The 18,401-nt window shown below is 51.6% G+C and carries 14 protein-coding genes and 1 other RNA gene; 10 read left to right on the top strand and 5 right to left on the bottom strand.

The window, feature by feature from the left end:
• Positions 1-2: 2 nt before the first annotated feature.
• Together sufB and sufA are read right to left on the bottom strand one after the other, a co-directional pair.
• Entirely contained in the window at positions 3-1,502 is a 1,500-nt protein-coding gene (gene sufB, locus CLR69_RS02995) for a Fe-S cluster assembly protein SufB (protein WP_129706066.1), read from the bottom strand.
• Between the two features lie 13 nt (positions 1,503-1,515).
• Complete coding sequence (sufA, locus tag CLR69_RS02990; RefSeq protein ID WP_129706064.1) at positions 1,516-1,887, bottom strand: Fe-S cluster assembly scaffold SufA; 372 nt, start codon at positions 1,885-1,887, stop codon at positions 1,516-1,518.
• Between the two features lie 425 nt (positions 1,888-2,312).
• Between sufA and CLR69_RS02985 the strand changes: the two genes are divergently transcribed.
• A complete protein-coding gene (locus CLR69_RS02985; protein ID WP_129706062.1) occupies positions 2,313-2,714 on the top strand; it encodes a hypothetical protein in 402 nt (133 codons plus the stop codon).
• An 87-nt stretch (positions 2,715-2,801) separates the two neighbouring features.
• Here the strand turns inward: CLR69_RS02985 and CLR69_RS02980 are convergent, their stop codons facing one another.
• Both CLR69_RS02980 and ydiJ read right to left on the bottom strand, forming a co-directional pair.
• Complete coding sequence (locus CLR69_RS02980; RefSeq protein WP_129711697.1) at positions 2,802-3,218, bottom strand: hotdog fold thioesterase; 417 nt, start codon at positions 3,216-3,218, stop codon at positions 2,802-2,804.
• On the bottom strand, positions 3,218-6,271 hold the full coding sequence (gene ydiJ / locus CLR69_RS02975) for a D-2-hydroxyglutarate dehydrogenase YdiJ (protein WP_129711698.1): 3,054 nt from the start codon (positions 6,269-6,271) through the stop codon (positions 3,218-3,220). The genes CLR69_RS02980 and ydiJ overlap by 1 nt, the downstream gene beginning before the upstream one ends.
• A gap of 418 nt (positions 6,272-6,689) precedes the next feature.
• On the opposite strand from ydiJ, the gene ydiK reads away from it, so the two are divergent.
• The 3 genes from ydiK to apbE all read left to right on the top strand — a co-directional run bounded on the left by ydiK (position 6,690) and on the right by apbE (position 9,338).
• Entirely contained in the window at positions 6,690-7,802 is a 1,113-nt protein-coding gene (gene ydiK / locus CLR69_RS02970) for an AI-2E family transporter YdiK (protein ID WP_129711699.1), read from the top strand.
• Between the two features lie 286 nt (positions 7,803-8,088).
• An RNA gene (gene rprA, locus CLR69_RS02965) (antisense sRNA RprA) lies at positions 8,089-8,200 on the top strand.
• Between the two features lie 91 nt (positions 8,201-8,291).
• On the top strand, positions 8,292-9,338 hold the full coding sequence (gene apbE / locus CLR69_RS02960; RefSeq protein WP_129711700.1) for an FAD:protein FMN transferase ApbE: 1,047 nt from the start codon (positions 8,292-8,294) through the stop codon (positions 9,336-9,338).
• Positions 9,339-9,765: 427 nt separating this feature from the next.
• On the opposite strand, the gene ppsA is transcribed toward apbE, so the two are convergent.
• Positions 9,766-12,144 carry a phosphoenolpyruvate synthase gene (gene ppsA / locus CLR69_RS02950; RefSeq protein WP_129711702.1) on the bottom strand — a complete coding sequence of 793 codons (2,379 nt, stop codon included), beginning with the start codon at positions 12,142-12,144 and terminating at the stop codon, positions 9,766-9,768.
• 300 nt (positions 12,145-12,444) lie between these two features.
• On the opposite strand from ppsA, the gene ppsR reads away from it, so the two are divergent.
• From ppsR to CLR69_RS02920, 6 genes are all read left to right on the top strand, one after another.
• Entirely contained in the window at positions 12,445-13,266 is an 822-nt protein-coding gene (gene ppsR, locus CLR69_RS02945) for a posphoenolpyruvate synthetase regulatory kinase/phosphorylase PpsR (protein WP_039299007.1), read from the top strand.
• A gap of 200 nt (positions 13,267-13,466) precedes the next feature.
• Complete coding sequence (locus CLR69_RS02940) at positions 13,467-14,513, top strand: 3-deoxy-7-phosphoheptulonate synthase (RefSeq protein WP_129706050.1); 1,047 nt, start codon at positions 13,467-13,469, stop codon at positions 14,511-14,513.
• A 217-nt stretch (positions 14,514-14,730) separates the two neighbouring features.
• Entirely contained in the window at positions 14,731-15,783 is a 1,053-nt protein-coding gene (locus tag CLR69_RS02935; protein ID WP_129706048.1) for a hemin-degrading factor, read from the top strand.
• A complete protein-coding gene (locus CLR69_RS02930; RefSeq protein WP_129706047.1) occupies positions 15,780-16,598 on the top strand; it encodes a heme/hemin ABC transporter substrate-binding protein in 819 nt (272 codons plus the stop codon). Before CLR69_RS02935 ends, CLR69_RS02930 begins: the two co-directional genes overlap by 4 nt.
• Positions 16,595-17,599 carry a FecCD family ABC transporter permease gene (locus CLR69_RS02925; RefSeq protein WP_129711703.1) on the top strand — a complete coding sequence of 335 codons (1,005 nt, stop codon included), beginning with the start codon at positions 16,595-16,597 and terminating at the stop codon, positions 17,597-17,599. The genes CLR69_RS02930 and CLR69_RS02925 overlap by 4 nt, the downstream gene beginning before the upstream one ends.
• Positions 17,592-18,389: a heme ABC transporter ATP-binding protein gene (locus tag CLR69_RS02920; protein WP_129706043.1), complete on the top strand. Its 798-nt coding sequence runs from the start codon at positions 17,592-17,594 to the stop codon at positions 18,387-18,389. The genes CLR69_RS02925 and CLR69_RS02920 overlap by 8 nt, the downstream gene beginning before the upstream one ends.
• Positions 18,390-18,401: the final 12 nt, after the last annotated feature.

Below are 18,401 nucleotides of genomic sequence, written 5' to 3'. Positions count from 1 at the left end.
AATTAACCCACGCTGTGTTCCAGGCTAATCGCCAGTAACTTTTGTGCTTCTACCGCGAATTCCAGCGGCAATTCAGAGAAGACATCCTTACAGAATCCGTTCACAATCATCGAGATAGCGTCATCTTCGCTGATACCGCGTTGCAGACAGTAGAACAGTTGGTCTTCACCAATTTTCGAGGTCGTTGCTTCATGCTCCAACTGCGCAGTATTGTTGCGCACTTCCACGTATGGGAAAGTGTGCGCACCGCACTCGCTGCCGATCAGCATGGAATCACACTGGGTGAAGTTACGAGCGTTGGCCGCGCTTGGCATGATCTTCACCAGACCGCGATAGGTGTTCTCGCTGCGCCCGGCAGAAATCCCTTTAGAGATGATGGTCGAACGGGTGTTTTTACCGATGTGAATCATCTTGGTGCCGGTATCTGCCTGCTGACGACCGTTGGTCAAGGCAACAGAGAAGAATTCACCCACGGAATAGTCACCGCGCAGAATGACGCTCGGGTATTTCCAGGTGATCGCCGAACCGGTTTCTGACTGCGTCCATGACATTTTCGAATGCTCACCCGCACACAGCGCGCGCTTGGTCACGAAGTTCAGAATTCCGCCTTCGGCGTCATCTTTACCGGAGAACCAGTTCTGCACCGTAGAGTATTTCACTTCGGCATTCTTGTTGATGATGACTTCCACCACCGCGGCGTGCAGCTGATAGGTGTCACGAACAGGAGCAGAACAGCCCTCGATATAGCTGACGTAGCTGTCGTCATCAGCGATCAGAATCGTACGCTCGAACTGACCGGTTTTTGCCGCATTGATACGGAAATACGTCGACAGTTCCATCGGGCAGCGCACGCCTTTCGGGATATAAACAAACGTGCCGTCAGACGCGACTGCTGAGTTCAGCGCCGCAAAGAAGTTGTCATTCGCCGGTACAACGGTGCCGAGATACTGACGCACCAAGTCGGGGTGTTCCTGAATCGCTTCGCTGAATGAACAGAAGATAATGCCTTTTTCAGCCAGCTCATGCCGATACGTGGTCGCAACGGATACCGAGTCGAAAATAGCATCGACCGCGACTTTCTGACCTTCACGAACGGGAACGCCCAATTGATTAAAAGCATTCTCCACTTCGCTGGTCAGGTAATTATTCACGTCAGTAATCCCGGATTGCTGCTTGGCGCCGGGCTCAGAGCCACAGCTGTCGTCGCAGTTACCGCAGGAAGGCGCGGAATAATAGCTATAGTCCTGATAGTCGAGTTTCTCGTAATGGGCTTTCAGCCAATGCGGTTCTTCCATCTCCAGCCACGCTTTATAGGCGTTCAGACGGAATTCCAGCATCCACTCAGGTTCATTACGCTTCGCCGAGATCGCGCGTACGACGTCTTCATTGATGCCGTGCGCCAGTTCATCGGTTTCCAACTGCGTGAAGAAACCTTCTTTATAGCGTCCATCACCCATCCAGATCTGGACATCATCAGGTACATCTACCGTGCTACGTGCCATAATTTTTCATCACTTAAATGCCAAAGCTTTCGCCACATCCACAAGCATGCTGCGCTCTGGGATTATTAAACTTGAATATCTGATTCAGCCCTTCACGGACGAAATCAAGTTCTGTGCCGTCAATGAAAGGCATCGCTTTCAGTGGGACATACAGTTTTGCGCCATCACGTTCGAATATCAGATCGTCGGTTTCAAATTCCTGCACCAGATCCAGCACATAGCCAAACCCGGCACAGCCTGATTGTTTAACGCCAAGCCGCAGTCCTTGCACGGCTTCATCCTGCTTCATCAGATTCTTAATCTGCTTCACGGCGCTATCGGTCAGCGTCAGTCCTTGCCAGACATTTTCATCCAGTGAAAATGTCCCTACATTTTCCGCTTGCATATGGAATACCTCATTACGTGTGGTACCAGTTTTAGGCTGGTTTCCCCTAATGTTAGTGATTATGAAACTAGCTTCAACCTCTTGTTTCGCAGGGCTATTCGTAACATTTGGTTTTTTAGCGAGCTAATAGCCTCATTTTACACGTCTTGAACACGCCAAACAACGCGGTAAGATTTCAATTAAGAGATTGATAATAAAGAAATTACCTTTACCACCATGCCACTTACAGTCAAATAAAAAATATCATCTCGTTATCATTATTATAACATTTATCGGTGATACCTATTTATAAAACAGGGAAGGTATATGAAGATTTATGTGATTTCCGATCGTACTTTTGACGTTAAAGCACGTTTTGCCCATTGATCGTGGCCTTTTTTATCAATATGATAATGATTATCATTTAATATTCAGGATCGATAACCATGCTTTCCGTGAATGCCTGGCTGCACCACCAGATTGACGAATATAAATTTCAGATTCGCGATGCCACTGTTGATTTCTATATGGCGGAAGCCCGCCTGAACCGTCCGGGAAGCAATATTGATCATTTACGTCGCTTCCATAACGCCTGTATGGACATGGTTGAACTCTGTCTGAAAAATGGCGACGACGACAGTTATCTGCACGCACTGGTCAAATTACACAATCGGTTGATTAAAGAAATCAATAATGAAGGGCGTTGCCACCTCTTTCGAGTGCAAAGCTACTACTTTGCCCGTAACACGCTGAAGTCGATTTGCCATCAGTTAAGCATGCAAGGCTCATGGGATAAAGCGACCGCCTTTCAGACGGACTTCGTTAAGCGCGTGCCTTTCCTCCCCTGAAGAACTATCGATTTATCCTAAAGAACGATCGATTTCTAAAGAATAACCGAACCAGACCCGCCAGCAGTCTGGTTCAGTGCTTTATGTTTACGGCGTAAGCACCGATGTCGTCAGACGAGAAATGCAGCACAGACGATTCTGATTATCAAAAATCTCAATCTGCCACACCTGGCTACTGCGACCAACGTGAAGCGCACGGCATACTCCCCGCACTTCACCCTCACGCACGGCGCGCAGGTGATTGGCATTGATCTCCAGTCCTACCACCTGCTGCTCGCCTTCAGAACACAGATAGCCCGCGACGGAACCCAGCGATTCAGCCAGCACGACGGAAGCGCCGCCGTGCAGTAAACCAAACGGCTGGCGCGTGCGTGAATCGACTGGCATCACCGCTTCCAGAGAATCCTCCGTAAGGCCGGTATAACGAATCCCTATATGACCAACCATACATGCCTGGCTCTGTTGATTAAGCTGCTCAAGCGTAATCTGTCGTTTCCATAGCATCAGAGAATCTCCAGTAGGGCCTGTAGCGGATGGCGTAATGCACGGCCTTCCATGCGTTTTACCTGGCTACGGCACGAATAACCTGTGGTCAGGCAGCGTTTCTGCGGTAATTTCTGCAACACCTGCTGCCAGGATAGCGCATAGATTCCCTGCGAGTTGGCGAGATTTTTGGTTTCATGCCCGTAGGTTCCCGCCATGCCGCAACACCCGACGCTAATATTCTCCAGTTTAGCGCCAAAGCGCGCGAAGATATCGGCCCACTGTTTAGTACTGATCGGTAGCGCAGTCGTTTCGGTACAGTGGCCGAGCAGATACCAGGACTCGCCGATAGCAGGTTGAGGCGCACTGTCTGCCAATGCCGTCACCAGCCATTCATGCACCAGTTGCACCTGGAAATCACCACGTTTCTCACCCAGAATTTCTCGGTATTCATCGCGATAGCACAGCACCAGAGCCGGATCGACACCGACCATCGGCATCCCCAATTTGGCAACGCGATTCAGGAAATCTGCCGTCTTCGACGCCGTTTTGGCAAAACGTTGCAAGAAACCTTTAATGTGCTGCGCCTTTCCGTTCGGGGAGAACGGCAATAGCACCGGTTTCAGCTTCAATTTTTCGATCAGGTGAACGAAATCCGCCACTACCTGCGCATCGTAATAGCTGGTAAACGGATCCTGCACGATGAGTACGTACTGCTGACGCGCGTGTTCCGACAGTGCTTCCAATTGTTCGAGCGTGGTGTTGACTCCGCTATGCCCGGCAAACTGCTGACGCAGCGACGGCGATGACAGCAAAGGCAAATCAACCATACCTATCTGGCTGCGGCTCAGGTTATTCAGCAACGGCATTTTCAGGAAGAAGTTAAACGTCTTCGGGCTGCGAGCCATCAGCGGCGCATAGCTTTCGACCCCTGCCACCAGATAGTCACGAACCGGTCGCAGGTAGCGCGTGTGATAAAGCTGTAGGAAGCGAGAACGGAAACCGGGCACATCTATCTTGATCGGGCACTGTGTTGAACAAGCTTTACACGCCAGACAACCTGACATCGCCTCTTTGACTTCATGCGAGAAATCGTAATCGCCTTGCTTCGCCTGCCAGCTATTCCGCGTTTTTTGGATAAAGGCGCGCAGGCTCAACTTCTGCTGCGGTAAGGCATTTTCCAATGCCACTGGATCAACGCCCTGTTCCGCCAGCAGGCGCAACCATTCACGCACCAGCGTCGCACGACCTTTCGGAGAATGAATCCGGTTTCCACTGATTTTCATCGACGGACACATTGGGCTGCGCGCATCAAAGTTGAAGCACAACCCGTTGCCGTTACATTCCATCGCGCCACGGAACGCGGTGCGTACCGTCAGCGGGATTGTACGGTCGAACGTGCCACGCTTGACCGCATCGACTTTCATCATCGGTGCATCGACATCCAGCGGTGCACAAATCTTCCCGGGATTTAGCCGGTTATCAGGATCAAACGCCGCCTTGATGCGGCGCAGTTCGGCATACAGTTCCGGCCCAAAGAATTCAGGGCTGTATTCGGCGCGGAAGCCTTTACCGTGTTCACCCCAAAGTAGACCGCCATATTTGGCCGTCAGCGCGACAATCTGGTCGGAAAGCTGTTTCATCAGCATTTCCTGTTGTGGATCGCACATGTCCAGCGCAGGACGAACGTGCAGTACTCCAGCATCCACATGGCCGAACATGCCATACGTCAGATTGTGGCTGTCCAACAACGCACGAAACTCTTCGATATAATCGGCGAGATGCTGGGGTGGCACACAGGTATCTTCCGCAAACGGGATAGGTTTGGCCTGCCCTTTACTATTGCCCAGTAGCCCGACGGCTTTTTTGCGCATGGCGTAAATACGTTCGATTCCGGCAAGGTCGTTACAGGTTTGATAGCCAATCACCCCACCTTCGCCAGTAGCCAGCAGCGTGTCCAGCCTCTGACATAGCGACTCAACCTGCCCGTTGATGAGTGCTTCATCATCACCGGCGAATTCAACAATATTCAGACCAAGCATTTCCTGATTTGGCACATCGGTAATCAGTTCACTGACGGAATGCCAAACAATATCTTCACGGGCAAGATTGAGGACTTTGGAATCCACGGTTTCGACAGATAACGCCTTTGCTTCCACCATGAACGGCGCATTGCGCAATGCGGAATTGAAGGAGTCGTACTTGATGTTCACCAGACGACGGCTCTTCGGCAACGGCGTGATATCGAGCTTCGCTTCGGTGATAAAAGCCAGCGTACCTTCAGCCCCGGTCAAAATGCGCGTCAGGTCAAAGGTGCGGAGATCGTCGCTGAACACATGGCGCAGGTCATAACCGGTCAAAAAGCGGTTCAGCTTAGGGAACTTGTCGATAATCAACGCGCGCTGTTCGCGGCAGCGGTGCAGCACCGTGTGGTAAATGCGGCCAACAGGAGAATCTTCTTCTGCTAACTGCTCCGCCAACTCTACTGGCATCGCTTGCGTATCCAGCATTTCACCGCCCAGCAGCACCGCACGTAGCCCCAGCACATGGTCTGAGGTTTTACCATACACCAGCGAACCCTGCCCTGATGCATCGGTATTGATCATGCCGCCTAGCGTCGCCCGGTTACTGGTCGACAGTTCAGGCGCGAAGAAATAACCATAGGGCTTAAGATACTGGTTGAGCTGATCTTTAATGACGCCAGCTTCGACGCGCACCCAACCCTGTTCAGGATTGATCTCCAAAATGCGGTTCATATAACGCGACATATCGACCACGATGCCGCGATTCAGCGCCTGCCCGTTCGTTCCGGTTCCGCCACCGCGTGGAGTAAAGGTCAGCCCTGAAAAACGAGCGTCACCCGCCAACCGCGACAGGATCGCCACATCAGCGGTGGAACGAGGGAAGACCACCGCATCCGGCAAAAGTTGATAGATACTGTTATCCGTCGCCATCGTCAGACGATCGGCATAATTGGTCGCCGTATCGCCCGTAAATCCGTTTTTCTTTAATGCTTCCAGAAAATTAAGCACCGGCTGAACCAGCCCGGGAGATTGCGTGATCTGTGGGATCATTATTTTTTGACCCTGTCCGTACATGATGTGTTTGCCAATATGTCGTGATATGCCTGTGAGGCGTGTTATATAGCCTAATATCGATCGCTTAAGGATCGAGATACCGGGGCTACCACGGTGTGAGGCATCCCTACGGGAACCTCATCACCGTGTTTCCCCTAAAACCACACTTAAGTGACGAGCATTTGTATATAGCCGCCCTTTCATCGGGGACATCACGTTTTATCACATTTCGCAATCGTGTGCGCTCCCAGAACGGCAAAAACATACAGCGTGTTGGCTAACCACGGTTTCACCAACAAAATGTTCAACAGGCTGTCAAAACACCCGGAAATATCTCATGATGACGGGTAATGAGATCACTTCACCCAAACTGCCTCACCTTCAGCCTTTTCTTTTGCTATTGAGGAACGATTCGTTGAGCAAATATTCTCAACCACCACGATTTGACCTGGCCAGAATCCTGTTCAGTCTGGTGTTTATTACCATCATGATTATTGCCTGTTTTTGGGTAGTACAGCCTTTTATTCTGGGATTCGCCTGGGCATGTATGGTGGTCATTGCCACCTGGCCAATGCTGATTAAACTTCAAGCGCTATTGTGGGGACGACGTTCTCTGGCTGTGCTCGTCATGACGTTTCTGCTCATCCTGCTATTTATTGTGCCGATTGGCATTCTCGTCAGTAGCGTGGTCGATAACAGCTCGGCGCTAATGAGCTGGGGAGCCAGACAGGAAAACTTTTCGCCGCCGACGCTGGAGTGGCTGGCGTCAATTCCCCTGGTCGGGGATAAATTATTCAACAGTTGGCAGGCGCTATTGCAAAGCGGAGGCAGCGGCCTGTTCGCCAAGGTGCAGCCCTATTTTGGTAAAACGGCGACCTGGCTGGTGGCACAGGCAGCACATGTCGGGCGCTTTCTGATGCACTGTTCGCTGATGCTGATCTTCAGTGCTCTGCTGTATTACAAAGGTGAAGCCGTTGCAAAAGCAGTGCGACATTTCGCTATCAGACTTGGACAAGAGCGCGGCGATGCCGCCGTGATTCTGGCCGCACAGTCAATTCGTGCCGTCGCGCTGGGCGTGGTGGTAACAGCCATCGTGCAGTCGGTGTTAGGCGGAATCGGCCTTGGGCTGTCTGGGATTCCTTACACCACACTATTAACTGTTCTGATGTTTCTGTGTTGTCTGGCGCAGCTGGGGCCACTTCTGGTACTTATTCCTGCCATTATCTGGCTGTATTGGACGGGCGATAGCACCTGGGGCACCATCCTGCTGGTCTGGAGTTGCGTCGTTGGAACGATTGATAACGTGATTCGCCCGGTATTAATCAGAATGGGGGCCGATCTTCCTATGCTGCTGATTCTTTCCGGCGTGATTGGCGGGTTGTTGGCATTTGGCATGATTGGTCTATTTATTGGCCCAGTCGTCCTCGCCGTTTCCTATCGTCTGCTGTTTGCCTGGATGCGTGAGATCCCCGAACCACAAAGCATCCTCTCCGTGAATACGACCAAGACACCAAATAAAGATTCATAGCGGTAAGCCCCCTCTTTTCCTTCCGTGGGCGGTGCGCCGCCCACGTATTTCCCTCTTTCAGCATCGTCTCTCAGTGACCATTTCTTTCGCCTTGTCTCAATACGTAAAAATAGCTAATGATTATCCGTCTATTCTTAGGGAATAGTCCTAAATTTTTTGGTATCATTTCTCTAACGCATCAATATTATTGACAATACAAAAACTCTGACAGGCCAACCCTTAAAAGATAATTAACTATTAGGATGATTCTTAATGACTGGATAGGGCATAATCCATAGGATAAATACCGGAGCTAGTATTAACCTACTGTTTGTCAATGAGGTTTCCTCCTCGTCAGAGTTAGTAACGAATTGCTGTGTGTAGTCTTTGCCCATCCCCTGAGATGGGCCTTTTTTTTCCTTTCATTGCTCTTCCATTCAATTACGCCTCATGCCTTTTTTGCTACTCTCCTGTTTGCCTACTCTTAGCCCAGTTTTTTCAGGAGTTTTCATGACGTCTCTCACCGCGAAGAGAGTACTACTCTGTGGCTTATTCAGCCTTCTGACAGCCTGTGATAATCCGACGCCTACAGCACAGCGCCCTTTGTTGACCATTGAAGGCAAAACAATGGGGACGTTTTACAGCGTAAAAATTAGCGGTGACGTCACCGAAGATAAAATACAGTTGCAGCGGGAAATTGATGCCCTGTTGGAGCAGGCCAATAACGACATTTCCACCTACCGTGACGATTCAGTGCTATCTCGTTTCAATCAGTACCGGGGAACAGAGCCACAGCCTATCAGCAATGGCATGGCAGATATTATTCTGGCGGCACTACGTATCGGTAAAGCTACCCACGGCGCGATGGACATCACCGTCGGCCCGTTGGTTAATCTCTGGGGATTCGGCCCGCAGAAGCAGCCGACACGTATTCCAAGCCAACAGCAGATCGATTTAGCACGGCAAAATGTCGGACTACGCCACCTGAAATTGATCGGTGACGAAAAAGGAGAGTGGATTCAGAAAGATCTCCCTGATTTGTACGTCGATCTCTCCACGCTGGGCGAAGGCTACGGTGCAGACGTTCTCGCACAGTTGATGACACGTAAAGGGATCACCAATTATCTGGTTTCCGTCGGCGGTGCCATTTCCAGCCGTGGCGTGAATGCAGAAGGAACACCGTGGCGCGTGGCGATTCAAAAACCAACCGATCGGGAAAACGCGGCGCAGGCGGCGGTGAATTTGCAGGGTTACGCGATTAGCACTTCAGGCAGTTACCGAAATTATTTTGAGGAAAACAACAAACGCTATTCTCATGTTATCGATCCTGAGACAGGCAGGCCGATTACCCATCAGTTAGTTTCTGCCACCGTAATTGCGCCTACTGCGCTGGAAGCGGATGGCTGGGATACCGGTCTAATGGTGTTGGGAACGGAGAAAGCGTTGAAGCTGGCGGAACAGCAAGGGCTAGCGGTTTATCTGATTACCAAAACGGATAAGGGTTTTAGCGCGGTAATGACGCCACAATTTAAGTCATTCCTGATTGCAGCACCGTAAACGCCAGGACTAATGACAACACCATCGCGACAAGAGCGAGATACACGAGGCGACCACGAAGTGAGGCATCCCTGCAAATTGAGGGTTCCCCACACAAATCCGGGAAGTAAATTTCTGTAACCACAGTGAAAATTTCGTGCGCACTAACTTCAGTCAATTTTTTCAACTGTCGCAGCACGCGCCCGACATGGGGCGGTTCAATCGCCACCGCCCCATGACCCCAGGCTTTTCGCGAAATCGTGTCGCTACGCGATACCTTCGGCGTTAGTGACCGCAACTCGGGCCGCCATTGACGCGCTCCCTGCGCGGCACTGGCTTTCGTAGCGTCCTTGCCGCTCACCCGGCAGTCACTCCCACCTCAGCACGATTATTACGCGACTAAAAACTTTAAAAACAATACATTGATATCTAAAAATTCATCGCAGAACTAGTTGTGCTCAGCGAGATTCAGCCAGGTTTGCACGACGGTGTCTGGGTTGAGTGACAGGCTATCAATGCCCTGTTCCATCAGCCAGATCGCGAAATCTTCATGGTCTGATGGGCCCTGACCGCAGATTCCGACATATTTACCCTGTTTCTTCGCCGCCTTAATCGCCATCGACAGCAGCGCTTTTACCGCATCGTTACGTTCGTCAAACAGTGCCGATACCACGCCGGAGTCGCGATCCAGACCCAGCGCCAGCTGCGTCATGTCGTTTGAACCGATGGAGAAGCCATCAAAGTGTTGCAGGAATTCATCGGCCAATAGCGCGTTGGACGGAATCTCGCACATCATGATGATTTTCAGGCCGTCTTCGCCACGGCGCAGTCCCTGATTCGCCAGCTCAGCAATAACCGCTTCCGCTTGCGCCACGGTACGAACAAACGGGATCATGATTTCTACGTTCTTCAGACCCATCACGTTGCGCACACGTTTAACCGCTTCACATTCCAGCGCGAAACAGGCTTTGAAGTCCGGTGATACGTAACGACCCGCACCGCGGAAACCCAGCATCGGGTTTTCTTCTTCTGGCTCATAGCGCTCGCCACCGACCAGATTGGCGTACTCGTTCGATTTAAAATCGGACAGACGAACAATGACGCGCTTCGGTGAAAATGCCGCTGCCAGCGTCGCAATCCCTTCCGTCAGACGACCTACGTAGAATTCCACCGGATCGTCATAACCCTGCATCAGTGTTTTAATTTCGCGTTGCAATTCTGGTGCTTGCTGGTCGAATTCCAACAATGCACGTGGGTGCACGCCAATCATGCGGTTGATGATGAATTCCAGACGCGCCAGACCGACGCCATCATTTGGAAGGCAGGCAAAATCAAACGCGCGATCGGGGTTACCGACGTTCATCATGATTTTCAGTGGCAGTGCAGGCATTTCATCAATCTGTGAGCTCTTCACAGAGAAATCCAGCAGATCCTGATACACATAGCCAGTGTCGCCTTCCGCACAGGAAACGGTCACTTTCTGCCCTTTGCGCAAACGCTCGGTCGCATCACCGCAACCCACAACGGCCGGGATACCCAGCTCACGTGCGATAATCGCCGCGTGGCAGGTACGTCCGCCGCGGTTGGTAACAATCGCAGCGGCTTTCTTCATGATCGGTTCCCAGTCAGGGTCCGTCATGTCGGTCACCAACACATCACCTGCGTTGATCAGATGCATCTCGCTGATGTCCTGAATCACTTTCACTTCGCCCGCCCCAATGCGGTGTCCGATTGCACGGCCTTCCACCAGCACCGTACCACTTGCCGGTAGGTGGTAACGCTCCATAACCTGTCCGTTAGAACGTACGGTTTCCGGGCGCGCCTGAACGATATAGAGTTTGCCGGTATGACCATCTTTCGCCCATTCGATGTCCATCGGACGACCGTAGTGTTTTTCAATCAGCAGAGCCTGACGCGCCAGCGCCTGCACTTCCTCATCCGTCAGGCTGAAACGCGTTGTTTGTTCTGCCGGTACATCTTCAATCCGCACCTGCTTGCCGTGTTCCTGACTCGCGGCATACACCATACGGATTTTTTTCGATCCCATGTTACGACGTACAATTGCAGGCTTGTTGTTCTGCAAAGTCGGCTTGTGAACATAGAACTCATCAGGGTTCACTGCCCCTTGCACCACCATTTCGCCCAAACCGTAAGCCGAAGTAATGAACACCACCTGATCAAAGCCGGATTCGGTATCAATGGTAAACATCACACCCGCGGAAGCCAGATCGGAGCGCACCATACGTTGCACACCCGCCGACAGCGCCACGCCACGGTGGTCATAGCCCTGATGCACGCGATAGGAAATAGCGCGATCGTTAAACAGTGATGCAAATACGTGCTTCACCGCTACCATTACCGCGTCAATGCCCTGCACATTCAGGAAGGTTTCCTGTTGGCCAGCAAAAGATGCATCTGGCATATCTTCCGCAGTGGCGGAAGAACGCACAGCAAATGAGGCCTCTTTTTCGCCATCGGCCAGTTGCTGATAGGCATCGTTGATTGCTTGCTCCAGCTCTGGCTGGAACGGCGTATCAATAATCCACTGACGAATCTGCGCACCAGCGCTGGCCAACTGACTCAGATCGTCAATATCGGTGCGATCAAGCAGCTCATAAATGCGCTGGTTAATCCCACTTTGATTAAGAAAATCATTAAATGCCTGCGCCGTTGTCGCAAAACCGTTGGGAACGGCTACGCCCAAATCTGAAAGGTTGGTGATCATTTCACCCAGAGAGGCATTTTTGCCTCCCACCCTTTCAACGTCGTGCATACCGAGTTGGTTATACCAAAGGACATTACGCAAATCAGGGCCGTTATTGGACATCGAAAATAATCCTTTCTGCATACAATTAGGGTATGAAAGAGTTCGGTTGAGAATCGTCTCAACGCAATTAGGTTAGCATAGCGTTTTGATGAACATGGATAGGTGAATCGATCAACCTATGAAAAAAAACTGATTTCACAGCGAATGATTGCTTAACTCGGTAAAAATACAATACCGTAGAAGATTAGCATTCTTTATCATGAAGATAATGAAATGGCGTTTTAATAAAAGTATTCTTTAAACGCAATTTTTGACGAGGTTAACGTGTTGGAGCTATCGGAAATATCACAAGGGGGCTATGTGGAAAGAAGCGTGTTTTATGTCTCGGACGGTACGGCCATTACAGCAGAGGTATTGGGCCATGCGGTGCTGTCTCAATTCCCCGTGAACACGGTTAGCTATACCTTACCTTTCGTTGAAAGTGAAGTCCGCGCTAAAGCGGTGTGTGAGCAAATCAATACGCTATATCAGCAAACCGGTGTGCGTCCGCTGGTGTTTTACTCCATTGTCACGCCGACCGTTCGTAATATTATTACCAGCAGTGAAGGATTTTGCCAGGATATCGTACAGGCGTTGGTCGCCCCCTTGCAGGAAGAATTGAACACACCGCCGACACCGATTGCTAACCGCACTCACGGTTTGACGGCTAATAACCTGAGCAAATACGACGCCCGCATCGCCGCGATTGATTACACGTTGGCACACGATGACGGCATTTCGCTACGCAATCTCGATCAGGCTCAAGTCATTCTGCTGGGTGTGTCGCGCTGCGGTAAAACACCGACCAGCCTGTATCTGGCAATGCAGTTTGGTATTCGTGCTGCCAACTACCCTTTCATTGCCGATGATATGGACAACCTACGCCTGCCCGATGCGCTGAAACCCTTCCAACATAAGCTATTCGGACTCACCATTGATGCCGAACGACTAGCGGCAATTCGTGAAGAGCGTCGGGGGAATAGTCGCTATGCCTCCCTTCGCCAGTGCCGTATGGAACTCAGCGAGGTTGAAGCGCTATTTCGCAAACATCAGATTAAATATCTCAATACGACCAATTATTCTGTTGAGGAAATCTCCGCAAAAATCATCGACATTCTCGGCATGAGCCGAAGAATGTACTAGTACATGATAGATTATTTGTCCTGATGCGGTTGTAATGTGTGTCATTTCGTTTATTGTGTGCACCATCACTTCCCGGCATTTCGCCGCTGCGAAGCAACCTTTTAGTTGAAAACGTTGTCCGAAAACATTGTCTGACACACTCCGTGTCCACGTTTTTAGTGACAACAGGTTTTCGGCTTGACCGAATTCAGAGACAAAACATGCTACAAACAGATGAACTGCGGAGCGCGCGCATCGAGAGTCTGGTCACACCCCAAACGCTACTTGCCAGACTCCCGATTACCCCTGACGTTGCCGAAAATGTCACCTCATCACGCAAGAAAATTGAAGCGATTCTCACTGGCCACGATCCCCGTTTACTCGTCGTAATTGGCCCCTGTTCGATCCATGACACCGACAGCGCCTTGGACTATGCACGTCGTCTGGCTGCGCTACGCACGCAGTATCAGGACAGACTGGAAATTGTCATGCGCACCTATTTTGAAAAACCGCGCACGGTGGTCGGCTGGAAGGGACTGATTTCCGATCCCGCACTCAATGGTTCGTTCCAGGTGAACGAAGGGCTGGAAATCGCCCGCCGCCTACTGTTGAACGTCAACCAGCTTGGATTACCGACTGCAACGGAATTCCTTGATATGGTCACTGGCCAATATATCGCTGACCTGATTAGCTGGGGCGCGATTGGCGCGAGAACCACCGAAAGCCAAATCCACCGCGAAATGGCGTCTGCGCTATCCTGCCCTGTCGGTTTTAAAAACGGGACGGATGGCAATACGCGTATCGCCGTCGATGCGATCCGTGCCGCACGCGCTCAACACATGTTTCTCTCGCCGGACAAACAAGGTTTCATGTCGGTTTACAAAACGCAGGGTAATCCGTTTGGCCACATTATTATGCGCGGCGGGAAGAAGCCGAACTACCACGCGGAAGATATTGCCGCCGCCTGTGCTCATCTCAGCGAGTTTTCTCTGCCCGAGCATCTGGTGGTCGATTTTAGTCATGCCAACTGTCAAAAACAGCATCGCCGTCAGCTTGATGTTGCCGATGACATTTGCCAGCAAATTCGTGCTGGCTCACGCGCCATCGCGGGCATCATGGCAGAAAGTTTCTTAATCGAAGGGAGTCAGCCTGCAATCAACCCTCTGGCGTTGACGTATGGGCAATCCATTACCGATCCTTGTCTGAGCTGGCAGGATACCGAAACGCTACTGGCGCGTCTGTCAGACGCCGTCGACAGCCGTTTTTAATCCGCTACGCACTGGCACACTTCCCTTCCCTGGAATTGTGCCAGCCATTTTCCTTCGTTCCTGCCACCTTTCTCGTTATCTCGCAGCACATAAATGCTTCTCTCTCTTTCTCTTATTCCACTTATTAAGAAAATTTCACTTGAGGTTGCGTTTTTGTTACATGAAAATGATTCTCATTCATTGCTATAATCTCTACAACAACGATTAAGGGAACGAGATGCAGACGTCCATTTACCAACAATACCTCCAGGCTAAAGTTGAACATCCGCGTAAATACGCACGCGATCTGGCTGCACTACTCAACATTAGCGAAGCAGAGCTAACTCATGCTCGCGTTGGACACGATGCGCAACGCCTACAAGGTGACGCCAAAGTTTGGTTAAGTGCGCTGGAGCAGGTTGGTAATACCAAGTCGATCACTCGCAACGAGTATGCCGTGCATGAACATACCGGTTACTACCAAAACCAGACGCTTGATGGACATGCCGGTCTTATCCTTAACCCGCGCGAATTGGATCTGCGTTTGTTCCTTTCTCAATGGGCATCCGCCTTTGCGCTGCGTGAAAACACCGCACGCGGTGAGCGTCAGAGTATTCAGTTCTTCGATCATCAGGGCGATGCCATTCTGAAGGTCTACACGACCGACACCACGGACATGGACGCCTGGCAGCTATTCGTTGAGAAATTTACCAGTAACGAAAATCCAGCGTTGGTATTTCGTCCAGCAGGTAACACCACAGCTGCTGAGCAGGCTGTTGCCCACAATCCTCAGTTTGAAGCAGACTGGCGTGCGATGACGGATGTACATGATTTCTTCATTCTGCTTAGACGCTATAACCTAACGCGTCAGCAGGCATTTAACTCTGTGGCTGACGATTTGGCCTACCGTGTAGAAAACGATGCGCTGTCACAAATCCTATTTGCCGCGCGTGAAGATCAGAACGAGATCATGGTGTTCGTCGGTAACCGTGGCTGTGTGCAAATCTTCACCGGTACGCTTGAGCGTGTAGAGCGCATGGAGCAACACGCAGAATGGATTAATATCTTTAATAAAGATTTCACGCTGCACCTGATTGAAGGCGCGATTGCTGAAAGTTGGATCACGCGTAAACCAACGGCCGACGGCATCGTGACCAGCCTCGAACTGTATGCCGCAGACGGCTCTCAAATTGCACAGCTCTTCGGGCAACGTACCGAAGGGACGCCGGAACAACAACAGTGGCGCGACCAAATCGACGCCCTGAAACCGCGTAAGGATCTTGCCGCATGAAAAACTGGCTATTCCCCCTGTTATTAACACTCCCGCTGGGAGTGTCTGCTGCTGAACGTGTCGTTTCTATCGGCGGCGACGTCACGGAAATTATCTACGCACTAGGTGCAGAGAAAAATTTGGTTGCACGCGACAGCACCAGTCTGCACCCGGAAGCGGTGAAGAAATTGCCTGATGTCGGCTACATGCGCCACCTCAATACCGAAGGTATTCTGGCAATGAAACCTTCGCTGGTTGTTGCCAGCGATCTGTCTCAGCCATCGCTCACCCTTCAACAGGTCGCAGACAGCGGTACCAAAGTGGTTCATGTGACTGCCGAGCCGTCTCTGGATGCCGTGCCGAAGAAAATCAGTGCTATCGCTCAGACGCTAGGAAAAGAGGCTGAAGGTAAAAAACTGACGGAAGCCTATCAGCAGAAATTAGCGGCAGTAAAAACGTCACCATTGCCCGTTAACGTGCTTTTCATTCTCAGCCACGGCGGCATGACCGCGCTGGCAGCGGGTAAAAATACCCCGCCAGACACCATCATCCGCGGTGCAGGTTTGAAAAATGCCATGCAAAATGTTGAGCGCTACCAGCCGTTGTCGCAGGAAGGCGTGATTGCCAGTGCACCCGATCTGATTCTGATTTCCAGTCAGGGGCTGAAAACGCTGGGCGGCGACGCACAGGTCTGGAAATTACCGGGTCTGGAACTGACGCCAGCGGGTAAGAACAAGCGTCTGTTAGTGGTCGATGATATGGCGATGCTCGGCTTTACGCTCGAAACCCCAGCGCTGATGGCAACGCTGCGTCAGACAGCCGAAGCGATAAAATGACATCACGGTTTCACCCGCGCTCTTGGTTGATCGCACTGCTGTTACTGATGGTGGCACTGATGGTCGGTGCCGCCAATATGGGCGCACTGAGCCTATCGCTAAAGATGCTCTGGCAGACGCCGTTTGACGATCCAATCTGGCATATTTGGCTGAATATCCGCGTTCCCCGCGTGCTGCTGGCGATACTCGTCGGCGGTGCGTTGTCCTGTTCAGGCGCGATTATGCAAGGGCTATTTCGTAATCCGCTCGCTGACCCAGGCCTGCTGGGTATCAGCAGCGGTGCCGCCCTTTGCGTAGCGCTGACTATCGTGTTGCCTCTCGGTCTGCCTCCTCTGTTAGCGCTTTATGGTCCGATGTTCGCCGCCTTTGCGGGTAGTCTGGCGATTACGGCCATCATCTTTATACTCAGCCGTTCCGAACAGGGTGGATTAACACGGCTGCTGCTAGCAGGCATTGCGCTCAATGCGCTGTGTCTTGCCCTCATCGGCGTCTTAACCTACATCAGCACCGATCAACAACTGCGCCAGTTCTCACTGTGGGGTATGGGGAGTCTCGGACAGGCACAGTGGCCAATGCTGCTCGTCGCCAGTACGCTCGTCATTCCCGCGATGATCGCCACCTTATATTACGCACGCCGTTTGAACATATTGCAATTAGGGGATGAAGAAGCGCACTACCTTGGCGTTAACGTGAAGCGTACCAAGTACACGCTACTGTTGCTGAGTTCGCTGCTGGTTGGCGTGGCGGTGGCAGTCAGCGGCGTGATCGGGTTTATCGGGCTCATCATCCCACACCTGATGCGCATGCATCTGGGTGCCGATCACCGCTGGCTCCTTCCCGGCTCTATCCTCGGCGGTGCCTGCCTGTTGTTGTTTGCCGATACGCTGGCACGCACGTTACTTTCTCCGGCAGAAATGCCTGTTGGCCTGTTGAGCAGCCTGATTGGCGGCCCCTATTTCTTATGGCTGATCGTTCAGCATAAAGGACGCGGCAATGACTGACTCAGCGCTTGACCGGACATTAGTCGCCCACAATCTGCGCTTTCAGACCAACGGCCGCTATCTGACCGATGATGTTTCTCTAGAGCTGAATTGTGGGGAAATCGTAGCAATTATTGGTCCTAACGGCGCGGGGAAATCGACCCTGCTCCGTTTACTGACAGGCTATTTGACGCCAGATGAAGGTGAGTGCCTGTTAGCCGGGCAACCCTTTTCTCACTGGCAACCCGGTGCACTGGCGAAAACACGTGCAGTGATGCGTCAGTATAGCGGTATGGCGTTTGCGTTTAGCGTGCGGGATGTCGTCGCGATGGGTCGTTCTCCCCATGGGCGCTACCCGAAAAATGATGACGTGGTTCAACAGGTCATGGCGCAAACGGGCTGTCTGGAACTGGCAACACGCGACTATCGTCATCTTTCCGGCGGAGAGCAACAGCGCGTACAACTGGCTCGTGTGCTGGCGCAACTGTGGCATCCAGAACCGACGCCGGGCTGGTTATTTCTCGATGAACCCACCTCGGCGCTGGATCTGTACCATCAGCAGCACCTTTTGCGACTGCTCAAGCAGCTCACGCGTGAACAGCCGTTATCCGTGTGCTGTGTCCTGCACGATCTGAATCTGGCGGCGCTGTATGCTGACCGAATTCTACTGCTGCACGAAGGCAAACTGGTCGCACAGGGCTCACCTGAGCACGTTCTACAGGCAGAGACGTTAGCCCACTGGTATCGCGCCGATCTTAGCGTGGGTTCGCATCCTGACTACGCCATCCCACAGGTTTACCTGCGCCAATAATCTGTCCCCCTG

It is taken from the genome of Pectobacterium zantedeschiae (assembly GCF_004137795.1).
GTDB classification, from domain to species: domain Bacteria; phylum Pseudomonadota; class Gammaproteobacteria; order Enterobacterales; family Enterobacteriaceae; genus Pectobacterium; species Pectobacterium zantedeschiae.
This window is presented reverse-complemented; position numbering and strand designations above follow the sequence as displayed.